At 35.6% G+C, this 20,708-nt stretch carries 21 protein-coding genes; 7 read left to right on the top strand and 14 right to left on the bottom strand.

The window, feature by feature from the left end; translation table 11 throughout:
• Window positions 1-63: 63 nt before the first annotated feature.
• The 7 genes from O1A01_RS06065 to O1A01_RS06095 form a co-directional block, all read right to left on the bottom strand.
• Window positions 64-282, bottom strand: a complete 219-nt coding sequence (locus O1A01_RS06065; RefSeq protein WP_066420916.1) for a spore germination protein — start codon at window positions 280-282, stop codon at window positions 64-66.
• 171 nt (window positions 283-453) lie between these two features.
• The gene (locus O1A01_RS06070; RefSeq protein ID WP_066420917.1) at window positions 454-672 is read right to left on the bottom strand and encodes a spore germination protein; all 219 of its coding nucleotides are present in this window, start codon (window positions 670-672) and stop codon (window positions 454-456) included.
• A gap of 20 nt (window positions 673-692) precedes the next feature.
• Window positions 693-1,064 carry a spore germination protein GerPE gene (locus tag O1A01_RS06075; protein WP_066420918.1) on the bottom strand — a complete coding sequence of 124 codons (372 nt, stop codon included), beginning with the start codon at window positions 1,062-1,064 and terminating at the stop codon, window positions 693-695.
• Between the two features lie 11 nt (window positions 1,065-1,075).
• The gene (locus tag O1A01_RS06080) at window positions 1,076-1,252 is read right to left on the bottom strand and encodes a spore gernimation protein GerPD (RefSeq protein WP_066420919.1); all 177 of its coding nucleotides are present in this window, start codon (window positions 1,250-1,252) and stop codon (window positions 1,076-1,078) included.
• Entirely contained in the window at window positions 1,249-1,881 is a 633-nt protein-coding gene (gene gerPC, locus O1A01_RS06085; RefSeq protein WP_066420921.1) for a spore germination protein GerPC, read from the bottom strand. The genes O1A01_RS06080 and gerPC overlap by 4 nt, the downstream gene beginning before the upstream one ends.
• 105 nt (window positions 1,882-1,986) lie before the next feature.
• Window positions 1,987-2,217, bottom strand: a complete 231-nt coding sequence (locus tag O1A01_RS06090; protein WP_066420922.1) for a spore germination protein GerPB — start codon at window positions 2,215-2,217, stop codon at window positions 1,987-1,989.
• Between the two features lie 22 nt (window positions 2,218-2,239).
• Window positions 2,240-2,461, bottom strand: a complete 222-nt coding sequence (locus tag O1A01_RS06095; protein WP_066420924.1) for a spore germination protein — start codon at window positions 2,459-2,461, stop codon at window positions 2,240-2,242.
• Between the two features lie 142 nt (window positions 2,462-2,603).
• Between O1A01_RS06095 and O1A01_RS06100 the strand changes: the two genes are divergently transcribed.
• Window positions 2,604-3,776, top strand: coding sequence for a DUF418 domain-containing protein (locus O1A01_RS06100; protein WP_066420925.1), 1,173 nt, complete (start codon window positions 2,604-2,606; stop codon window positions 3,774-3,776).
• A gap of 34 nt (window positions 3,777-3,810) precedes the next feature.
• Here O1A01_RS06100 and O1A01_RS06105 read toward each other — a convergent pair whose 3' ends face one another.
• Window positions 3,811-3,999, bottom strand: a complete 189-nt coding sequence (locus O1A01_RS06105) for an aspartyl-phosphate phosphatase Spo0E family protein (RefSeq protein WP_066420927.1) — start codon at window positions 3,997-3,999, stop codon at window positions 3,811-3,813.
• A 156-nt stretch (window positions 4,000-4,155) separates the two neighbouring features.
• On the opposite strand from O1A01_RS06105, the gene O1A01_RS06110 reads away from it, so the two are divergent.
• Window positions 4,156-5,064 (top strand): fumarylacetoacetate hydrolase family protein, encoded by a 909-nt coding sequence (locus O1A01_RS06110; RefSeq protein ID WP_066420928.1) that lies wholly within the window; start codon window positions 4,156-4,158, stop codon window positions 5,062-5,064.
• Between the two features lie 34 nt (window positions 5,065-5,098).
• On the opposite strand, the gene O1A01_RS06115 is transcribed toward O1A01_RS06110, so the two are convergent.
• Window positions 5,099-6,295: an ornithine--oxo-acid transaminase gene (locus tag O1A01_RS06115; protein WP_066420929.1), complete on the bottom strand. Its 1,197-nt coding sequence runs from the start codon at window positions 6,293-6,295 to the stop codon at window positions 5,099-5,101.
• Window positions 6,296-6,505: 210 nt separating this feature from the next.
• Between O1A01_RS06115 and O1A01_RS06120 the strand changes: the two genes are divergently transcribed.
• A complete protein-coding gene (locus tag O1A01_RS06120; protein ID WP_066420930.1) occupies window positions 6,506-6,868 on the top strand; it encodes a YisL family protein in 363 nt (120 codons plus the stop codon).
• A gap of 587 nt (window positions 6,869-7,455) precedes the next feature.
• Window positions 7,456-9,444, top strand: a complete 1,989-nt coding sequence (locus O1A01_RS06125) for a sensor domain-containing protein (protein WP_270065790.1) — start codon at window positions 7,456-7,458, stop codon at window positions 9,442-9,444.
• A 145-nt stretch (window positions 9,445-9,589) separates the two neighbouring features.
• On the opposite strand, the gene O1A01_RS06130 is transcribed toward O1A01_RS06125, so the two are convergent.
• A complete protein-coding gene (locus tag O1A01_RS06130) occupies window positions 9,590-10,168 on the bottom strand; it encodes a DUF2777 domain-containing protein (protein WP_270065791.1) in 579 nt (192 codons plus the stop codon).
• A gap of 233 nt (window positions 10,169-10,401) precedes the next feature.
• Between O1A01_RS06130 and asnB the strand changes: the two genes are divergently transcribed.
• Window positions 10,402-12,249 carry an asparagine synthase (glutamine-hydrolyzing) gene (gene asnB, locus O1A01_RS06135; RefSeq protein WP_066421866.1) on the top strand — a complete coding sequence of 616 codons (1,848 nt, stop codon included), beginning with the start codon at window positions 10,402-10,404 and terminating at the stop codon, window positions 12,247-12,249.
• 576 nt (window positions 12,250-12,825) lie between these two features.
• On the opposite strand, the gene O1A01_RS06140 is transcribed toward asnB, so the two are convergent.
• From O1A01_RS06140 to O1A01_RS06150, 3 genes are all read right to left on the bottom strand, one after another.
• Entirely contained in the window at window positions 12,826-14,202 is a 1,377-nt protein-coding gene (locus O1A01_RS06140) for an ammonium transporter (protein WP_066420105.1), read from the bottom strand.
• Window positions 14,203-14,224: 22 nt separating this feature from the next.
• Window positions 14,225-14,566 carry a P-II family nitrogen regulator gene (locus O1A01_RS06145; protein ID WP_066420104.1) on the bottom strand — a complete coding sequence of 114 codons (342 nt, stop codon included), beginning with the start codon at window positions 14,564-14,566 and terminating at the stop codon, window positions 14,225-14,227.
• 198 nt (window positions 14,567-14,764) lie between these two features.
• The gene (locus tag O1A01_RS06150) at window positions 14,765-16,147 is read right to left on the bottom strand and encodes an MATE family efflux transporter (protein WP_066420103.1); all 1,383 of its coding nucleotides are present in this window, start codon (window positions 16,145-16,147) and stop codon (window positions 14,765-14,767) included.
• A 158-nt stretch (window positions 16,148-16,305) separates the two neighbouring features.
• Here O1A01_RS06150 and O1A01_RS06155 point away from each other — a divergent pair, with 158 nt between their 5' ends.
• Window positions 16,306-17,172, top strand: a complete 867-nt coding sequence (locus O1A01_RS06155) for an AraC family transcriptional regulator (RefSeq protein WP_235858263.1) — start codon at window positions 16,306-16,308, stop codon at window positions 17,170-17,172.
• Window positions 17,173-17,258: 86 nt separating this feature from the next.
• Here the strand turns inward: O1A01_RS06155 and O1A01_RS06160 are convergent, their stop codons facing one another.
• On the bottom strand, window positions 17,259-19,022 hold the full coding sequence (locus tag O1A01_RS06160; protein ID WP_270065792.1) for an alpha-glycosidase: 1,764 nt from the start codon (window positions 19,020-19,022) through the stop codon (window positions 17,259-17,261).
• Window positions 19,023-19,382: 360 nt separating this feature from the next.
• Here O1A01_RS06160 and O1A01_RS06165 point away from each other — a divergent pair, with 360 nt between their 5' ends.
• Window positions 19,383-20,663: a sugar ABC transporter substrate-binding protein gene (locus tag O1A01_RS06165; protein ID WP_066420096.1), complete on the top strand. Its 1,281-nt coding sequence runs from the start codon at window positions 19,383-19,385 to the stop codon at window positions 20,661-20,663.
• Window positions 20,664-20,708 lie beyond the last annotated feature (45 nt).

Here is a 20,708-nt window from a genome sequence, read left to right on the forward strand (position 1 = left end):
CATTGACCATAATGAATTTTTGAAAAAACGGGATTATATAGGTGAACAAAGAGCCATCAGTTTCTAATTATTTGCAGCGATGTTTTGATCATTAATATCTGGATCAATTGTGTTCGTTGCGCTTAGGCCGTTATTTGTAATAATAACGTTACCAGTATTAAATGAACCGGAACCTGCAGATGTTTTACTGGTACCTTTAGGAGAAACGTAAAAGGAATCGCCAAAGGTGACGACACCACCACTTATACTGTTAATGGCGACAGGACCTACTATTGCTGGCATAAAGAACATCCTTTACTTCGCTATTTATTATTACTATATGATGTATTATGAACTTTGTTCGCTTAATATAGTGTGTTACTTTTTGAAATGAGGATAGTTCCCTTTATGATTAGTATGTGTCCGTAACCAATAAGTTTAGGATAAACAATTTACCTATTTAAAAAACAAGTATTATTCATTCGCAACAATTTGTTGGTCGTTTACATCAGGATCAATTGTATTCGTTGCGCTTAATCCGTTATTTGCATTAATAAAGTTTCCAGTATTAAATGCGCCGGAACCTCCATGCGTTTTTCCAGCTGCTTTTGGACTTATATAAAAAGCGTCACCAAACTTTAATGAACCTCCACCAACACTATTAATTTGAACTGGCCCTACTATTGCAGGCATGTGGATTCCTCCTAAAAAATTTATTGTTCTCCACTACTTAACAATTGACGTATATGTTTTATTCGTGAATCAGCTTGAATTTGTTTATTAGCTCCCACTTGAAATACCGATGACGATGATATCCCTTTTATATTTACCGTATTAACGACAATATCACTGTTTGGGTTTTCAACTGTCATCCGAACATTTTCTGTAATTACTGGCTGTGGGATCGGTTTAGTAAAAAGACTAAAAGCAAGAAAATTTCCTTCGTTACCATAAAATAATGGATATTCACGTTTCACAGCTAGTGCACGTGCTTTTGCGTTTATATACGCGGAATCACCAATTGTTAAGTGGGAACTAAAAGAAAGTGCATGAATATTAATATCGTCTACCTTTGAAATCCTCATATATGAAACTCCTATTCAACAGTTAACGGGACAAATGGACCGATAATTAATGATTCTGGAGGAGTGTCGAAGATCGAGGATAAACAAATATTATGTGTATCTCCAATTAAAAAAACGGAAGAGGAAGAAACACCAATTAAATCTACGTGTTGTACTTGAATCCCATGATTTACGACGTGGAAATTCATGATGAAGCATCTCCTTTATTAGTTGGTAAATTTTTAATAAATGTTGTAAATGCTACGTCCATATCTTTTTTGATTTGGTCAACTGCAGCATTTTTTATTTGATCATTACTATAGTTCTGCTTAATTGCTTCAGGAGTCAGTTCGTTTAAATAGAGGTTTATCTTTTTCGGTAATTGTTTCGCAATATCTTGAATCATAAAGTCATAGTAATGTTCTTCTAATGAACGACCGACATGATTGGCGGCGTTTTTGATTCTTTCGGTACCGTTTTTCGTTAAATAGTCTTTTAATTCTTTCTCAATTTGTAAAGCTACTTGTTCGTTTCGCTGTTGTGTTGGCACCTGTAAATTGTCTTGCGTTACGATAAAATCTTCAATAGCGCCAGCAGATCCTGGAGTTAGCCCGATATTTAAAGTCCCTTCAAGGGTTTCTACTTTTAACTGATCAAATTTATATTCAATTCGTTCAATATTCATTGTTGGTTTTTCTTTTAATTGGATGATCTCTTTTTGCATTGTTTTTAATAAATCTTCTAATGCGGTAATTTGCTTATTTTGTTTTGTCACAATTTCTTGTAACGTTCTTATTTTTTGCTGAGAATCGTTCACATATTGTTGGAATGGAAACATACGATCACCCCTTCGTTTAATCTAGAAATAGGCAAAATAAAAAGAAGCCTACTATACATTATGCATCGAAGAAAAATGGGTGAATGCCTAGTTCTCCAAATTCCTTTAAATTGTTGGAGGAACTAAAGGAACAAACGGTCCACCCTGCGTAATTTCATCTCCAACGATTGGGCTAGCTTCTGGAGCGGGTTCTGTATATCCGCCAGTATTGTAAAGGTTAGATAAGGATTTAATAACCCCAGCGCTTCCGATTTGGAAAATAGACGAATTAGATACACCACCAATTCTAATTTGATGAATGTTTATATTTTGATGAATAAAAAAATTTGTAGCCATAATAATTCTCCTCACTTACGTTTTAAAGGTTTAATGCGACTGGTTGATCATTAACATCTTGATCATATGTGTTTGTTTGACTATTCGTATTGCTTATCGTTATACGATCTCCTGTGTTAAAACTACCCGCTCCAGCAAATGTTTTCGCGGAGCTTACAGGCGACATTTGAAATACATCCCCAATATGAAAAATACCGGAGTTACCAATACTGTTAACGTTAACAGCCCCGACAATTGCTGGCATGTTCACAAACTCCTTTCTGAATAAAATGTCAGTAGAAGTGTATAAAGCATCTTATGACAAATGCCCGGTAAAAGTGAAGAAAAGATGGGCATACTTACCATTTATTCGCTATAATAAAGGATAAAGAAGGAGGAGGAAGTTTGTGAAAGCTCAACCAATACAGGAAAGAGAAAGGATTGTCGTCCTAGATATAATTAGAGGACTAGCAATTTTTGGAATATTACTTGTGAATATGCCAACTTTTTTTGCACCTTTTCTTTATATCGAACCGAGAAAATATTGGACATCGACAATCGATTTATGGAGCTATAATTTTGTAGACATCGTCGCACAGGCAAGCTTTTATACGTTATTTTCGTTTTTATTTGGATATGGCTTTGTTATATTCACAAAAAGATTAGAGGAGAAGCAATTATCTGTGCCGAAATATTTTAGTAGAAGACTAGTTGTTCTTTTATTAATAGGTATTTTCCATGCGTTTCTCATTTGGCATGGTGATATTTTAATTACATATGCAATAATCGGATTTCTACTTCTTTTGTTAAGAAACCTTTCTAGTAAAACAATGGTATGGACTGGTATTCTTTTGTTAGTAATTCCAAATGCCTTAATATCTTTAATGCTATTAGTAACTGTTTCACTAGGGTTAACCGACGGGGTTTATGAAGAGTTTCAAATATATGCTACACAATCATTAGAGGTTTATAGCAATGGGACTTTTCTAGAAGTTACGATGCAACGAATAGCTGATTGGTCTTTTGCCAATGTAAATGCTTTTATATTTATTATATTTAGTATTTTACCAATGTTTTTATTTGGTGCAGCTTTAGCAAAAGCGAAATGGCTAGAGATCATGGAAGAAAAAGCTGGAGCCTTTAAGAAGCTTTGGGCTATTTCAGTTGTAGGAACCCTTATTTTTAAATTGCTACCATATTATTCATCAGCAAACGAATTTACCGAATATGTACAAGATATATTTGGTGGACCGTTTCATGCGTTATTTTATTTCACATCAGTAGTGCTGCTAGTTAGAAATAAAACATGGTTAAAACTATTATCACCTCTGAGATATGTTGGTAGAATGAGTTTGTCGAATTACTTATTCCAATCAATTGTTTGTACGACTATTTTTTATTCATATGGCTTTGGATTGTATGGACAAATTACATTAATAACTGGTTTAATAGCATGTTTCATTTTATTTGTTATTCAAATCTTCATTAGTAAATGGTGGGTAAATCGTTTTTATTATGGCCCAGTGGAATGGTTATGGAGAGTTGGAACTTACGGTAGAAAGCAACCGTTTAGGAGATAAAAAGAGAGGTAATCCTTTTCGAAAGGATCACCTCTTAAGCTAAACGATATGTGCTAGTAATAGATTTTGAATGTATGGTCGTTTTTTTATGAAACTTCCATTGTTGATTAAGTAGATTGTCCAATTCTTGACTACATTTAACAGTCTCTTTTGCGCAGTAGCCATATTGTTGTGCATAAGTAATCATCTCTTGGCGTTTCGCTTCAATTTGATAAGCTATCATTATATTCGAATCTCCATTTACTTTTATACTGGTAAAACATTTACATATATTATGCCACGTTTTAATAGGACTTTAAACACCTTCGATAAAACAAGTCATAAAAAAACAAAAATATACAAATTACTTGTCGAATAATAAAGGGAGGAATAAAGAATTATGCGTTTTTTAACTGGGGTATATGAAAACAGTACGTTTGTAGGAGTTGTTCCGCCATTTAATACGAACGTATGTATTAATTTAAATGAGGCAGACGAAAAAATGAATGGGCAACTAACAATGCCAAATGACCTACATAGTTGTATACAATTAGGAGAACAGTTTATTGAAAAAGTAAAAGAGATTCAAAACTGGGTACAAATAAGTGTAGAGAATAATAAATATGTGTATCCACTTTCTGAAGTGAGAATACTTGCTCCGATAACTAGACCAACAAAAAATATTTTATGTGTCGGGAAAAATTATCGGGAACACGCAATTGAGATGGGAAGTGTGGAAGATATCCCGAAGCACATCATGATGTTTACGAAAGCACCTACAACTGTTATTGGACACCTAGATTTTATTGACCGTCATTCAAATGTAACCGAGCAGTTAGATTATGAAGGAGAACTTGCGGTCATTATTGGAAAAAAAGGCAAAGAAATAAAAGAGGAAGAGGCGTATGATTATGTGTTTGGTTATACGATTCTAAATGATATTACGGCACGTGATTTACAATCGAAGCATAAGCAGTTTTTCTTAGGGAAAAGTTTAGATACGAGCTGCCCAATGGGACCGGTAATTGTTGCGAAAGAGGCGATTCCAAACCCTGAACAACTTTCAATAGAAACAAGAGTAAATGGAGAAGTCCGCCAAAAGTCAAACACAGATCAAATGATTTTTACGATTCCTAATATTATTGCCACGATTTCAAAAGGAATGACATTAGAGCCTGGTGATATTATTGCAACAGGTACACCAGCAGGAGTAGGTAAAGGATTCAAACCACCACGATTTTTACAAACTGGTGACGTAATCGAGGTTAAAATAGAACAAATAGGTTCATTAGTAAACGAAGTGAAATAAAGGAAAAAGCTGCCCAAACAGGCAGCTTTTTATATTAAACGGAAAGAACTTCTTTTACTTTATTAATAGCCCAGTCTAAATCTTCTTGAGAAATAACTAATGGAGGTGCAAAACGAATAACAGTGTCATGCGTTTCTTTACATAATAATCCTTCTTCTTTTAGCTTTTCACAATAAGGACGAGCAGCTTCTGATAGTTCAACTCCGATGAAAAGCCCTCTTCCACGAATATCTTTAATGATCGGATTATTAATTTCACGAAGTTTTTCTTGGAAGTACTCACCTAGTTTTAAGGAGCGCTCTACTAAGTTTTCTTCTTCTAACACTTCTAATGATGCAATGGAAACAGCACATGCAAGCGGGTTTCCTCCGAATGTAGAACCGTGTGAACCAGGGTTAAATACCCCTAATACATCTTTATTAGCAGCAACACATGAGATAGGAAATACACCTCCACCTAATGCTTTACCGAGAATATACATATCAGGCTCTACATTTTCCCAATCACAAGCAAATAACTTTCCGGAGCGGCCAAGCCCTGCTTGAATTTCATCCGCTACATATAGAACGTTATTTTCCTTACAAACATCGTATGCCTCACGTAAAAACCCTTCGTACGGAATGTTAATACCAGCTTCGCCTTGAATTGGTTCAAAAATGAAAGCAGCTGTGTTTGGTGTAATAGCAGCTTTTAATGCTTCTAAATCGCCAAATGGAATAACTTTAATTCCTGGTAGCATTGGTCCAAAACCGCTTTTGTACTCTTCACTAGAAGACATAGAAACAGCCGTCATCGTTCTTCCATGGAAGTTTTCTTCGCAAACAATAATTTCTGCTGCATCTGCTTGAACGCCTTTTACATCATATGCCCATCGACGTACGGCTTTCACGGCAGTTTCTACCGCTTCCGCTCCTGTATTCATCGGTAATACCATATCTTTGTTCGTTAACTTCGCAACTTTTTCATACCAAGGACCAAGTTGGTCGTTATGGAAAGCACGAGATGTTAACGTAATTTTGTCTGCTTGGTTTTTTAAAGCTTGAATAATTTTTGGATGACGATGCCCTTGGTTAACTGCGGAATACGCACTTAACATGTCAATATATTTATTACCTTCTGGATCTTCTACCCAAACACCCTCTGCTTTCGAAATGACAATTGGAAGTGGATGATAGTTTTTAGCTCCGTACTGCTCTGTTAGGTCAATAATTTGTTCTGTTTTTGTACTCAATGAAATCCCTCCATTTGCTTAATTCACCATACACATTATAGCATTACAAAATTGTATGCAAAACTCCAAATGGTGAAAAATGCTAATCGTCTATTACTCTACGCACTTTTAAGCATATTATCAACTCAATTGTAACATTGCATTATATTTTTTGTTTTTTGAAAAACATGGTATGATACAAGTATTGAAATTTAGAAGGAGGAAAGGTTTATGGCTACTAATACGCATGCGCATATTACCACTTGGGTTGTTGCTATTATACTTTTTGTTGTAGCATTATCTTTACTTAAAGCAGGTAATGCAAAAGCTACAAAAATAGTACAAATGGTATTACGAGTATTTTATATTTTAATTATTGTTACAGGTTGGTTATTACTACATAACACAAATTATAGTGGAGAGCATCTTTTAAAATCTATTGTTGGAATTGGTGTAATTGGTGCAATGGAAGTGTTACTCGCTCGAAAATCAAAAGGAAAACCAACAGGTGCTATTTTAGGAATCTTCATCGTACTACTAATAGTTGTACTATACCTAGGCTTTAGCTTACCACTAGGCATCGAATGGTTTTAATTTGATGTTTTACTACAGTAAATGATATTTAAAGGTAGCAGTATCTTTTAATAGGTATATAACTGTAATCAAGTTTTTATTTTTTAGTAAAAAACCGTGAGTGAAACGGAGCGGAAGGTCTCCTCGAAAATGCTGTCGCATTTTCTTCGTGCGATGTAATGCTGCCGAAGCTTTCCTTGTCCTGCGGGAAAAGAGGGAAGGCCGAGACCCCACAGGCGCAGCCGAGGAGGCTCGGCTCCACGAAAAGCGGAAGCGCATCGCTCTGGCCCGTACAAACTGGAGCAGTCCGGTAGGAGATAAAGGAAACACGACGAAACGTTAGTTGAGTCGATGTTGACTTATTGTACGAACGGACTGGGAAGTTTGATAGGGCCAATGCGCTGGAGCTAGACATCTCCCCGCGGAAAGCACATACCTGTGGCGCAGTGGAACGGACTAACTTTTTACTACTCTCCAGTTTTTAAGGAAGACTCCTATAACTTTTTAGGAGTCTTTTACTTTTTTTCAAGTAATAAATATGGTAGAGTGATAATTAAGAAAATTGTAGAAAAATGTCTACAAACTACAGATGGTTAGGGAGTACTTGGATGAACATTTATACAACAGACTTTCAAAATATCGAAACCATACAAAACTTTATTTCAGAGAATAAACTTACCAATTATAAGCACGTACATATACAACTATTGCTAACCGAACAAAATAAAGAACTAGTTAACAAAATTAAAAGTATCATTCCTCAGGCAACTGTACATACAGTTACAGTAAAAAGTACAGACAAAACTAACAAAATTGTTTTAACCTGTATTACTTCTAACGATACACCCATCCAATACACAATCCATCCTAATGGTAATCTTGTAGAAACAAATGACGAAAACTACTGGAAAAACAAATACGAAAGCCTAATACATTCTGAACAAAAACTACGCTCACTGTTTGAAAATAATTCGGACATAGTATTTGCTACAGATTTACTTGGAAATATTACCGACGTGAACGAAGTTTTTCAACGGGTATTAGGATATAAAAAAGAGGATATTTTACACAAAAATGCTTTACACTTCTTAAATGAAAAAGACGTAAAACTAGTAAAAAGTCATTTTGTTAATTCTTTGAAGGGAAACCAAGTTACGTACGAATTGAATATTTCGAATAAGCATAATGAGAATAAAACATTTTTAATGAAAAACATACCAATCATTGTCCAAAAAAGAAAGATTGGTATTTTCGTAATTGGTAAAGATATAACGGAACAAAAAATAGCCGAGAAAAAAATTGCCTATTTAGCCTCTTACGATATGGAGACCGGTTTACCAAATAAGTGGACGTTCAATCAAAAATTGGAAGAACAGCTTAAAAACGATAAATCATTGCAAAAAGCAATTATTGTAATAGATTTAGATCGCTTTAAATTCATTAATAGTAGCCTAGGTCATGAGGTAGGAGACTACTTTCTTAAAATAATTGTGAGTCGACTTAAAATGGTGATTCCGCCAGAAGGTTATTTCGCTCGTTTTGGTGGAGATAAATTCACTCTTTTAATAACAAATGTTAATAGCGTGGATGAAGTAATTCAGCTTTCTCAAAGCATATTATCAAAAATCAATGAGCCTCTTACACATAAGGGGAAAGAATACTATGTATCTGCTAGTATTGGAATTAGTATATATCCAAATGATGGGGAGGAAAAAGAGAGTTTATTGCGGAACGGTGATACTGCATTAAATAGGGCGAAACAACAAGGTGGAAATAAAATTAAATTTTTTTCTGCTGATATGAATGAGCAAGCTTTATTCAAAATGGAGCTAGAAGGATATTTAAGGAAAGCTCTTCAAAAAAATGAATTTTTCTTAACGTATCAACCATTTATTAACTTTTATACAGGAAAAATAATTGGTGCAGAATCTCTCATTAGATGGGATCATCCGAAACTTGGGTTAGTTTCACCTCTAGAGTTTATCCCGTTAGCAGAAGAAACAGGACTAATTTTAAATATCGGTAATTGGGTGCTGCAAACAGCTTGTGGTCAAGCGAAAATGTGGCAGGAAAAAGGTGCGATAGACTTTACCATTTCAGTCAATGTTTCCGCCGTTCAGTTTCAAGGAATAAACTTTGTTAAAGAAGTAAAAGAAGCACTTGAGAAGAGTGGACTACAACCAAAATATTTAAAATTAGAATTAACCGAGAGTGTTATGCTACAAAATGTTCAATACAGTATTGATGTGATGAAAGAATTACAAAAGCTAGGGGTACAAATATCGATTGATGATTTCGGTACTGTGTATTCTTCGTTGAGTTATTTAAAAGATTTGCCTGCAAATAATTTGAAAATTGATCGTTCATTTATCCAAAATCTTCATGCGAATACAAAAGATATGGCAATTGTTAGAGCAATTATCGCTATGAGTAAAGGTTTGGAATTGAAAGTAATCGCAGAAGGAATTGAACAACAAGTGCAGTGGCAGCTTTTAAAAGAAATGGGCTGTGATTTCGCACAAGGATATTACATTTCCAAACCGTTATCAGCAAAACAATTTGAAACCTTCTTAGCTACAGGGTCAAGAACAACTTAGTTTTAGGTTATAAGTTTTACTATAACGAGCTTATTTTCAAATTAACTTATGTAGCCCCGGGGAGGTTTCCGTCCCTCCCTGAGGAGAGTAAATGTCCGTAGGGTAGAGGAACGGGTTAATCCCATATCGATTACATATTACTGTTTTATTCCACTTTTCTTTGCTCCATTTTCGTAAACAATAAACGTTTACCAGTTTGAAGAGTATATTCAAACCGATCACTTTGATTTTTTCCACGCTCAAAATAATGCTGTACAGAACAAATAAACGTTCCATTATCGTACACGATGAAATTTACCCCCTCTTTTCGTCTGTTAGCAGGTAAAAAGTAAAGCGTATTATGACAATACACATTGTCGTAAAGCGAAATATTAATGGAATTCAGCAGCTTCGTAAATTGTAAAAAAGCATCCTCCGGTAACTCCTGTAGCAACTCCATATATGCAAAAGGAAGTTTTTTTCGAATACGTACTGCATCCCCATTATTCATTTCGTACGTATGTAAAGTATGTAAATACAATTCACCTGACTCTAATAGAACAGCTGGTACCCATTCATCAGACAAATATATTTCTAAACCATCTTCTGCGATTTCAAATAATAGAAAAGCCTCATCTTCCTCTGCTTCAAAAAACACCCATTGTTCATTAATATATTCAATCGTCCCACACATAAAGGACCTTTTCTGATTGTAAATGTCTTTATTTCTTTGCTGTATGTTCATCCGTATATCCTCCAAGTGTAACTAATCTTCTTATCCTTTGTTGTTGACAATTGCGCAATGGTTTATAACAAAAACGAAAAATAATTTTTGTTGCCGGATTAGATTTTAAGCGGAAATGTAAAAGAAGCTAACATACTATTTCCAGTGAAGGCTACATCTGATAGGCTCCACTTGCATAGGATAAAGGAGCAGTTTATTAAGCCCATGTAACTTAAAGGAGTGAACTATACAGCATGTGTGGTATAACCGGGTTAATGAATATTCGAAAAGATGTACGTCATGAAGAGGAAGCGGTTAGAAAAATGACCGAAACGTTAACGAAACGTGGGCCGGATGATACGAATATTTGGGGAAACGAATATGTATGGTTTGGTCATAAACGGTTAGTTGTTGTTGACCCAGAAGGTGGCCGTCAACCGATGACAAAAAATAAAAACGGATTCTCCTACACCATTTGTTATAACGGAGAGCTATATAATACAGAAGATATTAGAAAAGAGTTATTAAAAAGAGGTTACACTTTTAATAGTCACTCAGATACAGAAGTATTATTAACATCCTATATAGAGTGGAAGGAAGATTGTGTTCATCATTTAAATGGAATTTTTGCTTTTAGCATATGGGATGAGGAGAGAGAGAAACTTTTTATTGCTAGAGACCGGATGGGGGTAAAACCGTTATTTTATCATCATGATGGAGAGAAGCTTATGTTTGGTTCAGAACTTAAAGCTTTACTTGCACATCCTTGTATCAAAAGCGAAGTAGACTATGATGGGTTAGCCGAAATATTTGGTTTAGGACCATCCCGTTCTCCTGGTCATGGCTTATTTGCTAGTATAAAAGAATTAAGACCAGCACATTTCATGACATTTTCAAAAGACGGTTTAAAGGTAATTCGCTACTGGAATGTAAAAAGTAAAAAGCATACACATAGTTTAGAAGAAACAGTAGATAATGTTAAATTTTTGTTTACTGATGCTGTAAAGAGACAATTAGTATCTGATGTACCTGTTTGTACTTTTTTATCAGGTGGGTTAGATTCAAGTGCGATTACGGCTATTGCTGCTGAAGAATTTGAAAAAAGCGGCAAAGGTCCACTTCACACATTTTCTATCGATTATGAAGAAAATGATCAATACTTTAAAGCGAATGATTTTCAGCCAAATTCGGATGAAGCTTGGATTCGAAAAATGACAGAATCGTATAATACGGTGCACCATAATATGATTATTTCTCAACAGGAGTTAGTAGAAAACTTAAAGGAAGCAGTATTAGTAAGAGATCAGCCAGGAATGGCAGATGTAGATTCTTCACTCCTATGGTTTTGTCGAGAAATTAAATATAACTTTGTTGTCGGACTTTCGGGAGAATGCGCAGATGAGATCTTCGGAGGTTACCCTTGGTTTCATCGCCCAGAAGATTTAGCCTCAAGTAATTTTCCTTGGATGCGATCTACAGAGGCAAGAATGGAATTACTCCGCCCAGAATGGAGAAGAAAGCTGCAAATTGATGATTACATTACGACGAAGTTTGAAGAAACAATAGCCGAGACTCCTAGATTAGAAGGAGAAAATCCAGTCGAAGCAAAAAGAAGAGAGTTATTTTATTTAAATATCATCTGGTTTATGACGACTCTGTTAGATAGAAAAGATCGAATGAGTATGGGGGCTAGTCTAGAAGTTCGTGTCCCATTTGCTGATCATCGACTAGTAGAATATGTTTGGAACATCCCATGGGAAATGAAAATGTACGAAAATAGAGAGAAAGGAATATTAAGAAAGGCATTAGAAGGAATTTTACCACATGAGGTGCTTTATCGAAAGAAGAGTCCGTATCCAAAAACACATCATCCGGTTTATACGAAACTAGTGAAAAATTGGCTAGGAGATATACTAAAAGATAATGACTCGCCATTATATGAATTTCTCGATAAGAAGAAACTTCATGAAATTGTTGATTCAAATGGTGACACATTCCGAGTGCCTTGGTTCGGGCAATTAATGACAGGTCCACAATTGTTAGCACATTTAATTCAAATTGATACATGGTTTAAAAAGTATAATGTAAGTATAAAATCTTAAAGTTGAGAGTTTAATGCAATTTTAAAAACACTTGGTTAACCGGCCAAGTGTTTTTAATATGTTTTTAAAGTATTTTGTGATAAACATAGTTTAGGGTAATAATTAGGTGAAAAAATGAGTATTTCAACTACATACAGAAAAAGAGGCTGGGACAAAACTAAAATGATCATGATAAAAAACGAACAATTGCAGAATTAGCGGAGGAAATATACGTAGACTCCTCGAAAAATGCCTCCGCATTTTTCTTCGTGCGATGTTTCGCTGCCGAAGCCTTCCTTGTCCTGCGGGAGCAGAGGCATAGGTGAGACCCCGCAGTGCTTTAGCACGAGGAGGCTCACCAGTTACGAAAAGTGAAGGCGGCTCGACCTGGCCCGACAAGCATAAGACAGGCGCTGCAGTTGGGCGCTCTTTGCCCAACGAAAGTGACGGGCTTATGTCTCGAGGGCCAAGCCGCCGTAACTAGACACGCCCGCGGAAAGCGAAGTATATTTCCGGAGCGGGTTATTTGCACTCTACTATTTTTTGTTCGTTTTTTACTTTTATAAAAATAGTTGTGTCCCAACCTCTTTGATTTTTCTAAAACTCGGAAGCTTTAGCTTTTGTGCCTATGCTATTTAACCGATGTACTAAACCGGTTCCAAATTCGCTACTTGGTTCTGATTGCTGATCAGACAATAATGATTCTTTTAATTCATAAGCAGAAGAACCGTGTTCTGCAAAGTCCAAACCGGAAATCTCCTCTTCTTTAGATACACGAAGACTTGTAACTCTAGTCACTACAAATAAATAAACAGTTACAACACTAATCGTCCACACTATAACAGCTAATATTCCTAACGCCTGAACTCCTAGTAAGGAAATACCGTCACCGTAAAATAGACCACCAGAAGTAGCGAATAAACCTACTGCTAACGTTCCCCAAACTCCACAAATACCATGAACAGCAATTGCGCCGACAGGATCATCCAATTTCAATACTTTATCTAATAATTGAACACCTTCGACTAAAATAATTCCTGCAATAAGTCCAATAATGATAGCACCAATTGGAGAGACATCACCAGTTCCTGCAGTGATACCGACTAAACCTGCTAGTGCACCGTTTAGAGTAAGGGAAGCATCTATACGTTTATATTTAATTTGCGTGTAAAAAGCTGAAGCGATAACACCACCGGATGCAGAAAGAAGTGTAGTTGTAATAACGTGTGGGATTAATGACGGATCTGCGGCTAATGTGCTACCACCGTTAAAGCCGAACCAACCAAACCAAAGTATAAATACACCTAAAGCACCGAGAGGAATGTTATGTCCAGGAATAGCGTTAACTTTACCTTTAGAATATTTACCGATCCGTGCACCGAGAAACTTAACTGCAACAATAGCTCCTAATGCGCCAGTTAAGTGAACAACTGTGGAACCAGCAAAGTCAGTGAATCCTAGTGATGCTAACCACCCATCACCCCAAACCCAGTGACCAACAACGGGATAAACAAGTGCAACCATCAAAATAGTGAGAAGTAAATATTGACTTAATTTCATCCTTTCAGCAACCGCACCAGAAATGATCGTTGCACATGTCGCCGCAAACATTGCTTGGAAAACGAAAAATCCGATTTCACCTTCATGGCCTTGAAGGAAAAAGCCATTCGTGCCGATTAAACCTTGAAACGTTCCCCCAAACATAATCGCATATCCAACAGCTAAATATAAAATGGATGCTATTGAAACGGTTAAAAAGTTTTTCATTAATATGTTTAGTGTGTTTTTTGATCTAGTAAACCCGGACTCTACCATTGCAAATCCGGCATGCATAAAAAATACTAATAGTGCGCCAACCATAATCCATACCATATCTAATGAGATGGATAGCGTTTCGACAGTAGGAGGTGCAGCAGAAGCAGTAGATGCGATAACGAAACTCCCAGCTAATAATGAAAATACTTTTTTCTTCATTCTATTTCACTCCTTTTTTAGTTTACACGATTGCTTTTTTACCAGATTCACCAGTTCGAATTCGAATAGCATTTTCGACCGGATAAATAAAAATTTTGCCATCCCCGACTGTGTTCGTGCTACAAGTATCTTGGATAATATGAATAATTTCATCCACAAACTCGTCTTCTACAACCATTTCAACTTTCACTTTTGGAAGTAATTTAATTTCAAATGTATTACCTCTAAACAGTCCTTGCTGTCCTTTCTGCTGTCCACATCCAGCCACTTCTGAGACAGTTAAACCGTTTATTCCGACATCTTCTAACATTTCACGTAAAGCTCGGAATGTTTCTGGACGAATAATAGCTTCTACCTTTTTCAACCTCGCCACATCTCCTTTATTAGATGTTAACTTTTATAACATCGTTTTCTTGTTTTTACTATCGTATGCTAAAAAAAAGTGTAAATCAATACGAATTTTCAAAAAAATAAGCGTAAACGTTTACAAGTATGTGAGGTTTTATTACATTGGTGGATTTAGGAGAAAAATGAATAAAAAAACCTCCTAATAATTAGGAGGTTACATTACGTTTGCCACTTGTTTATTTTCTTTTTCTTCCACTTCATTAACAAAGGAATATTTCACCCAAACTCTTGAACGCCAACGGATTAACATAATAATACCTCTAAACCATTCATCGAAAATGAACGCGATAAAAATACCAACTAAACCGAGCTCAAAGTGAATCCCTAAAATGTAAGCGATAGGTAGTTGCAGTCCCCACATTGATAAAATAGCCATATATACTGGGAATTTTACATCACCTGTTGCCCGTAAAGAATTTATTACAACTAAATTAAATGCACGCCCAGGCTCTAGAAGGACCGAAAGCAATAATAACGTGCCTCCTACAGCAATAACATCAGGGTTGTTAGTAAATAGTGAAAGTAATGAATCCGATAGTAAATAGAACACAATAGCGGCAGAAAAGGCTAATACAATTCCTAACCGTAAACTTTTCATACAACGCTTATACGCAAGCTCAATTTGTTTAGCACCGATTTGATGACCAATCAATATTTGCGTACCTTGCCCAATTGCAATTGCAAACAACATAATAAACATAATTAAGTTTTGGGCATAAACACGAGTAGTCAATGCTTCTGTCCCAAGCATAACGATAAAATAAGTAATGACCATTTGCGCACCGTTCCAAGCTATATGCTCTCCGGCAGAAGGAACCCCAATTTTTAACAAGTTCTTTAAATGACTAAATGGTAAAGAAAATACTTTCCTAAATGGTAGTGGTTCTTCAATCCTTCTAAATAACAAATAAACCATAACTAAAAGCCCTAAACTTCTACTTACGACAGTTGAAATAGCAACCCCATCAACACCTAATACAGGAATTCCGAAAGGTCCAAAGATGAATAAATAGTTACCTATAACGTTTAATATATTCATTCCGATTGTTACGTACATCGTATCTTTCGTAAAACCGTAGCTACGAATCGTAGCACCAATTGTCATGATTAATGCTTGAACGAATGAAAATACACCAACTAGTTTCAAATAAAAATCTGCCTCAGATAATAATTCTGGTGGTAAGTTCATCATTAGTAACATTTTAGAGCTTGTAAAATAGATAAAAATACTTATTCCTAAACTAAAAATTAAATTAGCAACTATTGAAATGACGGTTACTTCGGATGCTGAATGGCGATCTTTCGCTCCGAGGTATTGCGCCACAAGAATCGTTGTTCCGGTTGCGATGAAACCGAACATGACGATAAGCATTTGTAAAATTTGGTTTGCTACTCCGACTGCTGCAACGGAGTCATCCGAATATTGACTAAGCATTAACGTATCGGCATTTCCCATTAACATGTGGAGTAAAACTTCTATAAAAATTGGCCAAGTTAGCGCAAATAAAGTAAGCTTTTTCGTTTTGTTTTCTTCCATAGATGTCAACTCCCTTTACTATAACCATTAAAATAAGGACAAGAATTTTTCTAAATCCGACATAAAGCAATTTATAGTTTAACTTGATTTCATTATAATAGAAAGAGAAGATAACGATTTTTATTGGAAAATAACGACCTGAGGTGAAAGCTGTGTCAATGATAGCGCTTCCGATTCCGCCATTCCCAACCTTTATTACTGGAGGTCAATACTTTGCTCAAAAAGGGACTAGACATTTCCATCGAACTTTTCCTGTTTTTGATTTGTTATATGTAAGAAAAGGGATGCTATTTTTGCAAGAAGAGAATAGACAATATGATATTGGACCTGGTCAATATTTAATATTAGTACCGGATACAGAGCATAAAGGATATAGAGATTGTGAAGAAGAGACAGATGTTATTTGGTTACATTTTACCGTACCGCTTCATAATCATTTAATTGTCAAAGATCAAGCAATTGATTGGTCTTATGTTTACAAAAAAGAGGCAACTTTTACGGAGCCTGCAGAATATAGCTTTCTTATTCCACAATTTGGACAATTAAAGAGAAAAGATATAATGGAGCAACATTTACAGCAACTTATCCAAACTGATAAAGAACAAGATCATTCACCAGACGATTATTTGCAAAAACAACTTGCTTTTTCTGAACTTTTTATCCAATTGCAAAGAGAAGCCTTCTCCATCCCGACTGCAACCGAAAAGGTTTGTGAAAAAGCGATGAAATATATTCAAGATTATTTTCAATCGCCATTTAAAATGAAAAAGTTAAGTGAAGAACTAATGTTTCATCCGGATTATATTACGAGGTGTATGCAAAAAACGATCGGAATGACTCCAGTTCAATATGTAACGTATTATCGATTGAATCTTGCTAAGAGAATGCTGGTGCAATCAGATGAGAAGGTTGCTACTATTGCAAAAGAAGTTGGAATTGATGATGTAACGTATTTTTCTAAGCTGTTCAAAAAAGAAGAAGGACTCACACCGCTGGAATATCGCCGATTAGTTAGAAGGGAATAATAATATTTTTTGAACCCTAACTAGGATAACGTATAAAAAAGTCCTAAAAGTCAGTTTTACTGACTTTTAGGACAGCCCCGAAAATATTATTTAACTGTTCTTAAAATGTGAAATTGGTAAGGGACTAGAGTTGCTTGTAATTCATTTGCCTCTGTTGCAAACTCTTTTCCAGTCCAAAGATCTTCAATGACACTATCAGTAAGTTGCTCTGGTAAGGAAACAGTAATTTCTTGTTCACTATTATTAATAATAAAGTAAATAATCTCTTCGTCTGTCATTTTCGTGTACATAACATGGTTTGTATCATTATTGGCTTCAATAAAATGAATATCTCCATGATTACCAAATGCTTTATACGTTTTTCGTAAATGAATAAGTTTTTTAACATGCTCAAACATATCTATATCATGCAATTCTTTATCCCATGGCATACATTTACGACATCCAGGATCTTGATCACCTGTCATACTAATTTCGTCCCCGTAATAAATACAAGGAGCTCCTATAAATGATAGTTGAAATAGGAATAAAAGCTTTAATTTATTTTTATCATCGTTACAAATCGTTAAAATACGTGGTGTATCATGACTTCCTAATAAATTAAACGACACTTCGTTCACGTTTGCCGGATAGGAGTGTAAGACATTAGAAATAGCGTTGGCGAATCCCTCAGCATCTGTTGTACCTTTAGCGATATAATCGAGTGTAGCATTTGTAAACGGATAGTTCATAACCGCGTCAAATTGGTCCCCTTGTAACCAAGGCATAGAGTCATGCCATATTTCTCCGAGAATATAAGTGTCTTCTTTCACTTCTTTTACTGCTGTACGAAATTCTCTCCAAAACTGATGGTCTACTTCATTAGCAACATCTAATCTCCAGCCATCAATATTAAATTCTTTTACCCAGTAGCGCCCTACGTCTAGTAAATACTCTTTTACTTCTTTGTTCTCCGTATTTAATTTAGGCATGCTACTAACGAATGCAAATGCATCATAATTTGGCTTCGGTTCTGTTACTACAGGAAAATCCCAAATGTGGAACCAATCTTTATATTTCGATTCCTCACCATTTTTTAGTACGTCCTGAAATGGTGGCCAGTAATAGCCGCTATGATTGAAGACGGCATCAAGCATTACTTTAATACCGTGTTCGTGACATGTGTCTACTAACCTCTTAAAAGTTTCTTTATCACCAAATTGCGGATCAATTTCCATGTAATCAATTGTATCGTACTTATGATTAGAGTGTGCTTTAAAGATAGGGGTAAAGTAAATGCCAGTCACTCCTAATTCAACAAGGTGATTGATATGCTGAATAATTCCTTCAAAGTCTCCTCCAAAAAAGTTGGTAGGAGTTGGTTCAGCGCTAGCCCAAGGTAATGTACCAGCTGGATTTATCGTTTCGTCTCCGTTCGCAAAACGTTCAGGAAAAATTTGATACCAGACAGTATCTTTTACCCACTTGGGTGCTTGGAAAACATCACGTTTATTTAAAAAAGGAAAACAAAAGTAAAAACCAGAATCTTTCGGTGTTTCAGCAAAAAATCCTTTTTCCGTTAGTGTGGATGTTTCTTCATTAGAAGAAATAATAAATCCGTAACGTAAACGTTTAAAAGGCGGTTGTACTTCAGCAAACCAATAATCAAATAGAGAATCAGAACCACTTTTCTTCATATGTTTAGTCTCGAAAACCCATTCATTATTTTCCCAAATGTACGGATCACCGTGGATTAATTGTATCGAATTCACATCATCTTTCTTCGTGCGAATTCGGATGTGTAGCGTTTTTTCATCATATGCGTAAGCAAAATTGTTTTTTGGACGATGATAGATAGCTTCTTTATTCATTTCAACCTCTCCTTATATAATGCAAGCGATTGCATTTTTTGAGAAAAAAATGGTTGAATATATTCATTGCCATTTCATTCAACATAAGAGTAGTGAAAAAAGAAAAGAAAGTCAATGTAAGAACAATAAAATATTCTATTAAAATATAATTAATAGTAGTAATAATCTATTGTTCTATTAATCTTCAAAAATTTTTAATAAAAATTGCTTGTCAATTGGGCAAAAGCATGTATAATTAAAAGTGTAAGTTATGCAATCGTTTTCACTAACTAATGTAAGCGATTAAATTCGTCTTCATGAAAGTGCAAACGTTTGTACAAAATATATTAGAAATCATTTTTTAATGACGGAGGGGTCAAAATGAAAAAGTTTTTAGCGATGATGATGGTTGCTATTCTTACATTAGGTGTTCTTGCAGCTTGTGGACCACAACGTGACACAAACGAAGGAACGAATAATGGTGGAGAAGGCACGACTACAGAGGGTACAGACAAGCCCGAATCACTAGCTATCTGGGTTAACGACCAAGATGAGCAAAGTGCAGCATTAGAGCAAATTTTAAAAGCTTATGAAGAAGAAACAGGTATTGAAGTTAAAATGACTAAAATGTCTATGCTTGATCAGTTAGATGCTCTTGAGTTAGATGCAGCTGCTGGAAGAGGTCCAGACGTATTTTACCAACCTCATGACCGTTTAGGTGATATGGCTATTAAAGGTATCGCAGCTCCAGTAGACTTAGGTGACGATGCTAACCTTTATAGCGAAACAGCTATCAATGCTTTAACATTTGATGGAGAAGTTTATGGAGTACCACAAGTTATTGAAACTTACGGTATTTTCTACAACAAAGATTTAGTTTCTGAAGAAGAAATTAAAACAATTGAAGGATTAATGGAAGTTGCAGAAGCTCAAACAGATGCAGCTAATAACAAATTTGGTTTCGTAATGAACGCTACAGATTTCTATTTCACATACCCATTCCTTTCTGGATACGGTGGTTATGTATTTGAAATTACAGAAGATGGTTTTAATTCAGCTAACATCGGTTTAGATAATGAAGGTGCTGTTAAAGGTGGAGAACTTATCCAAACTTGGTATGCGAACGACTATATGAACCGTTCTATTACGGATGACTTCATGAATGACCAATTCCAAAATGGTAATATCGCTGCTGTTTTAACAGGTCCATGGAGAATAGCACAGTACAAAGAGGCGCTTGGAGATAAATTAGGTTCCACTACTCTTCCAGAATTAGATGGAACAGTTGCTCCTTCTTTCGTAGGTGTTAAAGCTTGGTTTGTAAACGCTTATTCTAAAAACCAAGAATGGGCTGTAGACTTAATGAAATTTATTACGAAGCATGAAAATGCAATGAAATATTATGAAATGGCTGGAGAAATGCCTGCATTACAAACAGCATTAGAGAGTGATGAAATCGTAAACGACGAAATTATGGCTGCTTTTGCTGAACAAACACAATACGGCCAGCCTATGCCTAACATCCCACAAATGTCTCAAGTTTGGGAGCCAGTGGCAAACGCATTAGGTTTCATTGCTGATGGTGACGATCCACAAGAAGTGCTTGAAGAAGCAGTACAACAAATTAAAGATCGTATCCAAGCTAGTGGTGGAGGCAACTAAGTAATACAGAAAGGTGGATAGAAGGGAGCGAACACTCCGTTCTAT

It is taken from the genome of Sutcliffiella sp. NC1 (assembly GCF_027594365.1).
Lineage (GTDB): Bacteria > Bacillota > Bacilli > Bacillales > Bacillaceae_I > Sutcliffiella > Sutcliffiella cohnii.

Coding starts and splice junctions, on each gene's coding strand:
- O1A01_RS06065 (WP_066420916.1), bottom strand. CDS start 282: ATGCCAGCAATAGTAGGTCCTGTCGCCATTAACAGTATAAGTGGTGGT.
- O1A01_RS06070 (WP_066420917.1), bottom strand. CDS start 672: ATGCCTGCAATAGTAGGGCCAGTTCAAATTAATAGTGTTGGTGGAGGT.
- O1A01_RS06075 (WP_066420918.1), bottom strand. CDS start 1,064: ATGAGGATTTCAAAGGTAGACGATATTAATATTCATGCACTTTCTTTT.
- O1A01_RS06080 (WP_066420919.1), bottom strand. CDS start 1,252: ATGAATTTCCACGTCGTAAATCATGGGATTCAAGTACAACACGTAGAT.
- gerPC (WP_066420921.1), bottom strand. CDS start 1,881: ATGTTTCCATTCCAACAATATGTGAACGATTCTCAGCAAAAAATAAGA.
- O1A01_RS06090 (WP_066420922.1), bottom strand. CDS start 2,217: ATGGCTACAAATTTTTTTATTCATCAAAATATAAACATTCATCAAATT.
- O1A01_RS06095 (WP_066420924.1), bottom strand. CDS start 2,461: ATGCCAGCAATTGTCGGGGCTGTTAACGTTAACAGTATTGGTAACTCC.
- O1A01_RS06105 (WP_066420927.1), bottom strand. CDS start 3,999: ATGATAGCTTATCAAATTGAAGCGAAACGCCAAGAGATGATTACTTAT.
- O1A01_RS06110 (WP_066420928.1), top strand. CDS start 4,156: ATGCGTTTTTTAACTGGGGTATATGAAAACAGTACGTTTGTAGGAGTT.
- O1A01_RS06120 (WP_066420930.1), top strand. CDS start 6,506: ATGGCTACTAATACGCATGCGCATATTACCACTTGGGTTGTTGCTATT.
- O1A01_RS06125 (WP_270065790.1), top strand. CDS start 7,456: ATGAACATTTATACAACAGACTTTCAAAATATCGAAACCATACAAAAC.
- O1A01_RS06130 (WP_270065791.1), bottom strand. CDS start 10,168: ATGAACATACAGCAAAGAAATAAAGACATTTACAATCAGAAAAGGTCC.
- asnB (WP_066421866.1), top strand. CDS start 10,402: ATGTGTGGTATAACCGGGTTAATGAATATTCGAAAAGATGTACGTCAT.
- O1A01_RS06140 (WP_066420105.1), bottom strand. CDS start 14,202: ATGAAGAAAAAAGTATTTTCATTATTAGCTGGGAGTTTCGTTATCGCA.
- O1A01_RS06150 (WP_066420103.1), bottom strand. CDS start 16,147: ATGGAAGAAAACAAAACGAAAAAGCTTACTTTATTTGCGCTAACTTGG.
- O1A01_RS06155 (WP_235858263.1), top strand. CDS start 16,306: ATGATAGCGCTTCCGATTCCGCCATTCCCAACCTTTATTACTGGAGGT.
- O1A01_RS06160 (WP_270065792.1), bottom strand. CDS start 19,022: ATGAATAAAGAAGCTATCTATCATCGTCCAAAAAACAATTTTGCTTAC.
- O1A01_RS06165 (WP_066420096.1), top strand. CDS start 19,383: ATGAAAAAGTTTTTAGCGATGATGATGGTTGCTATTCTTACATTAGGT.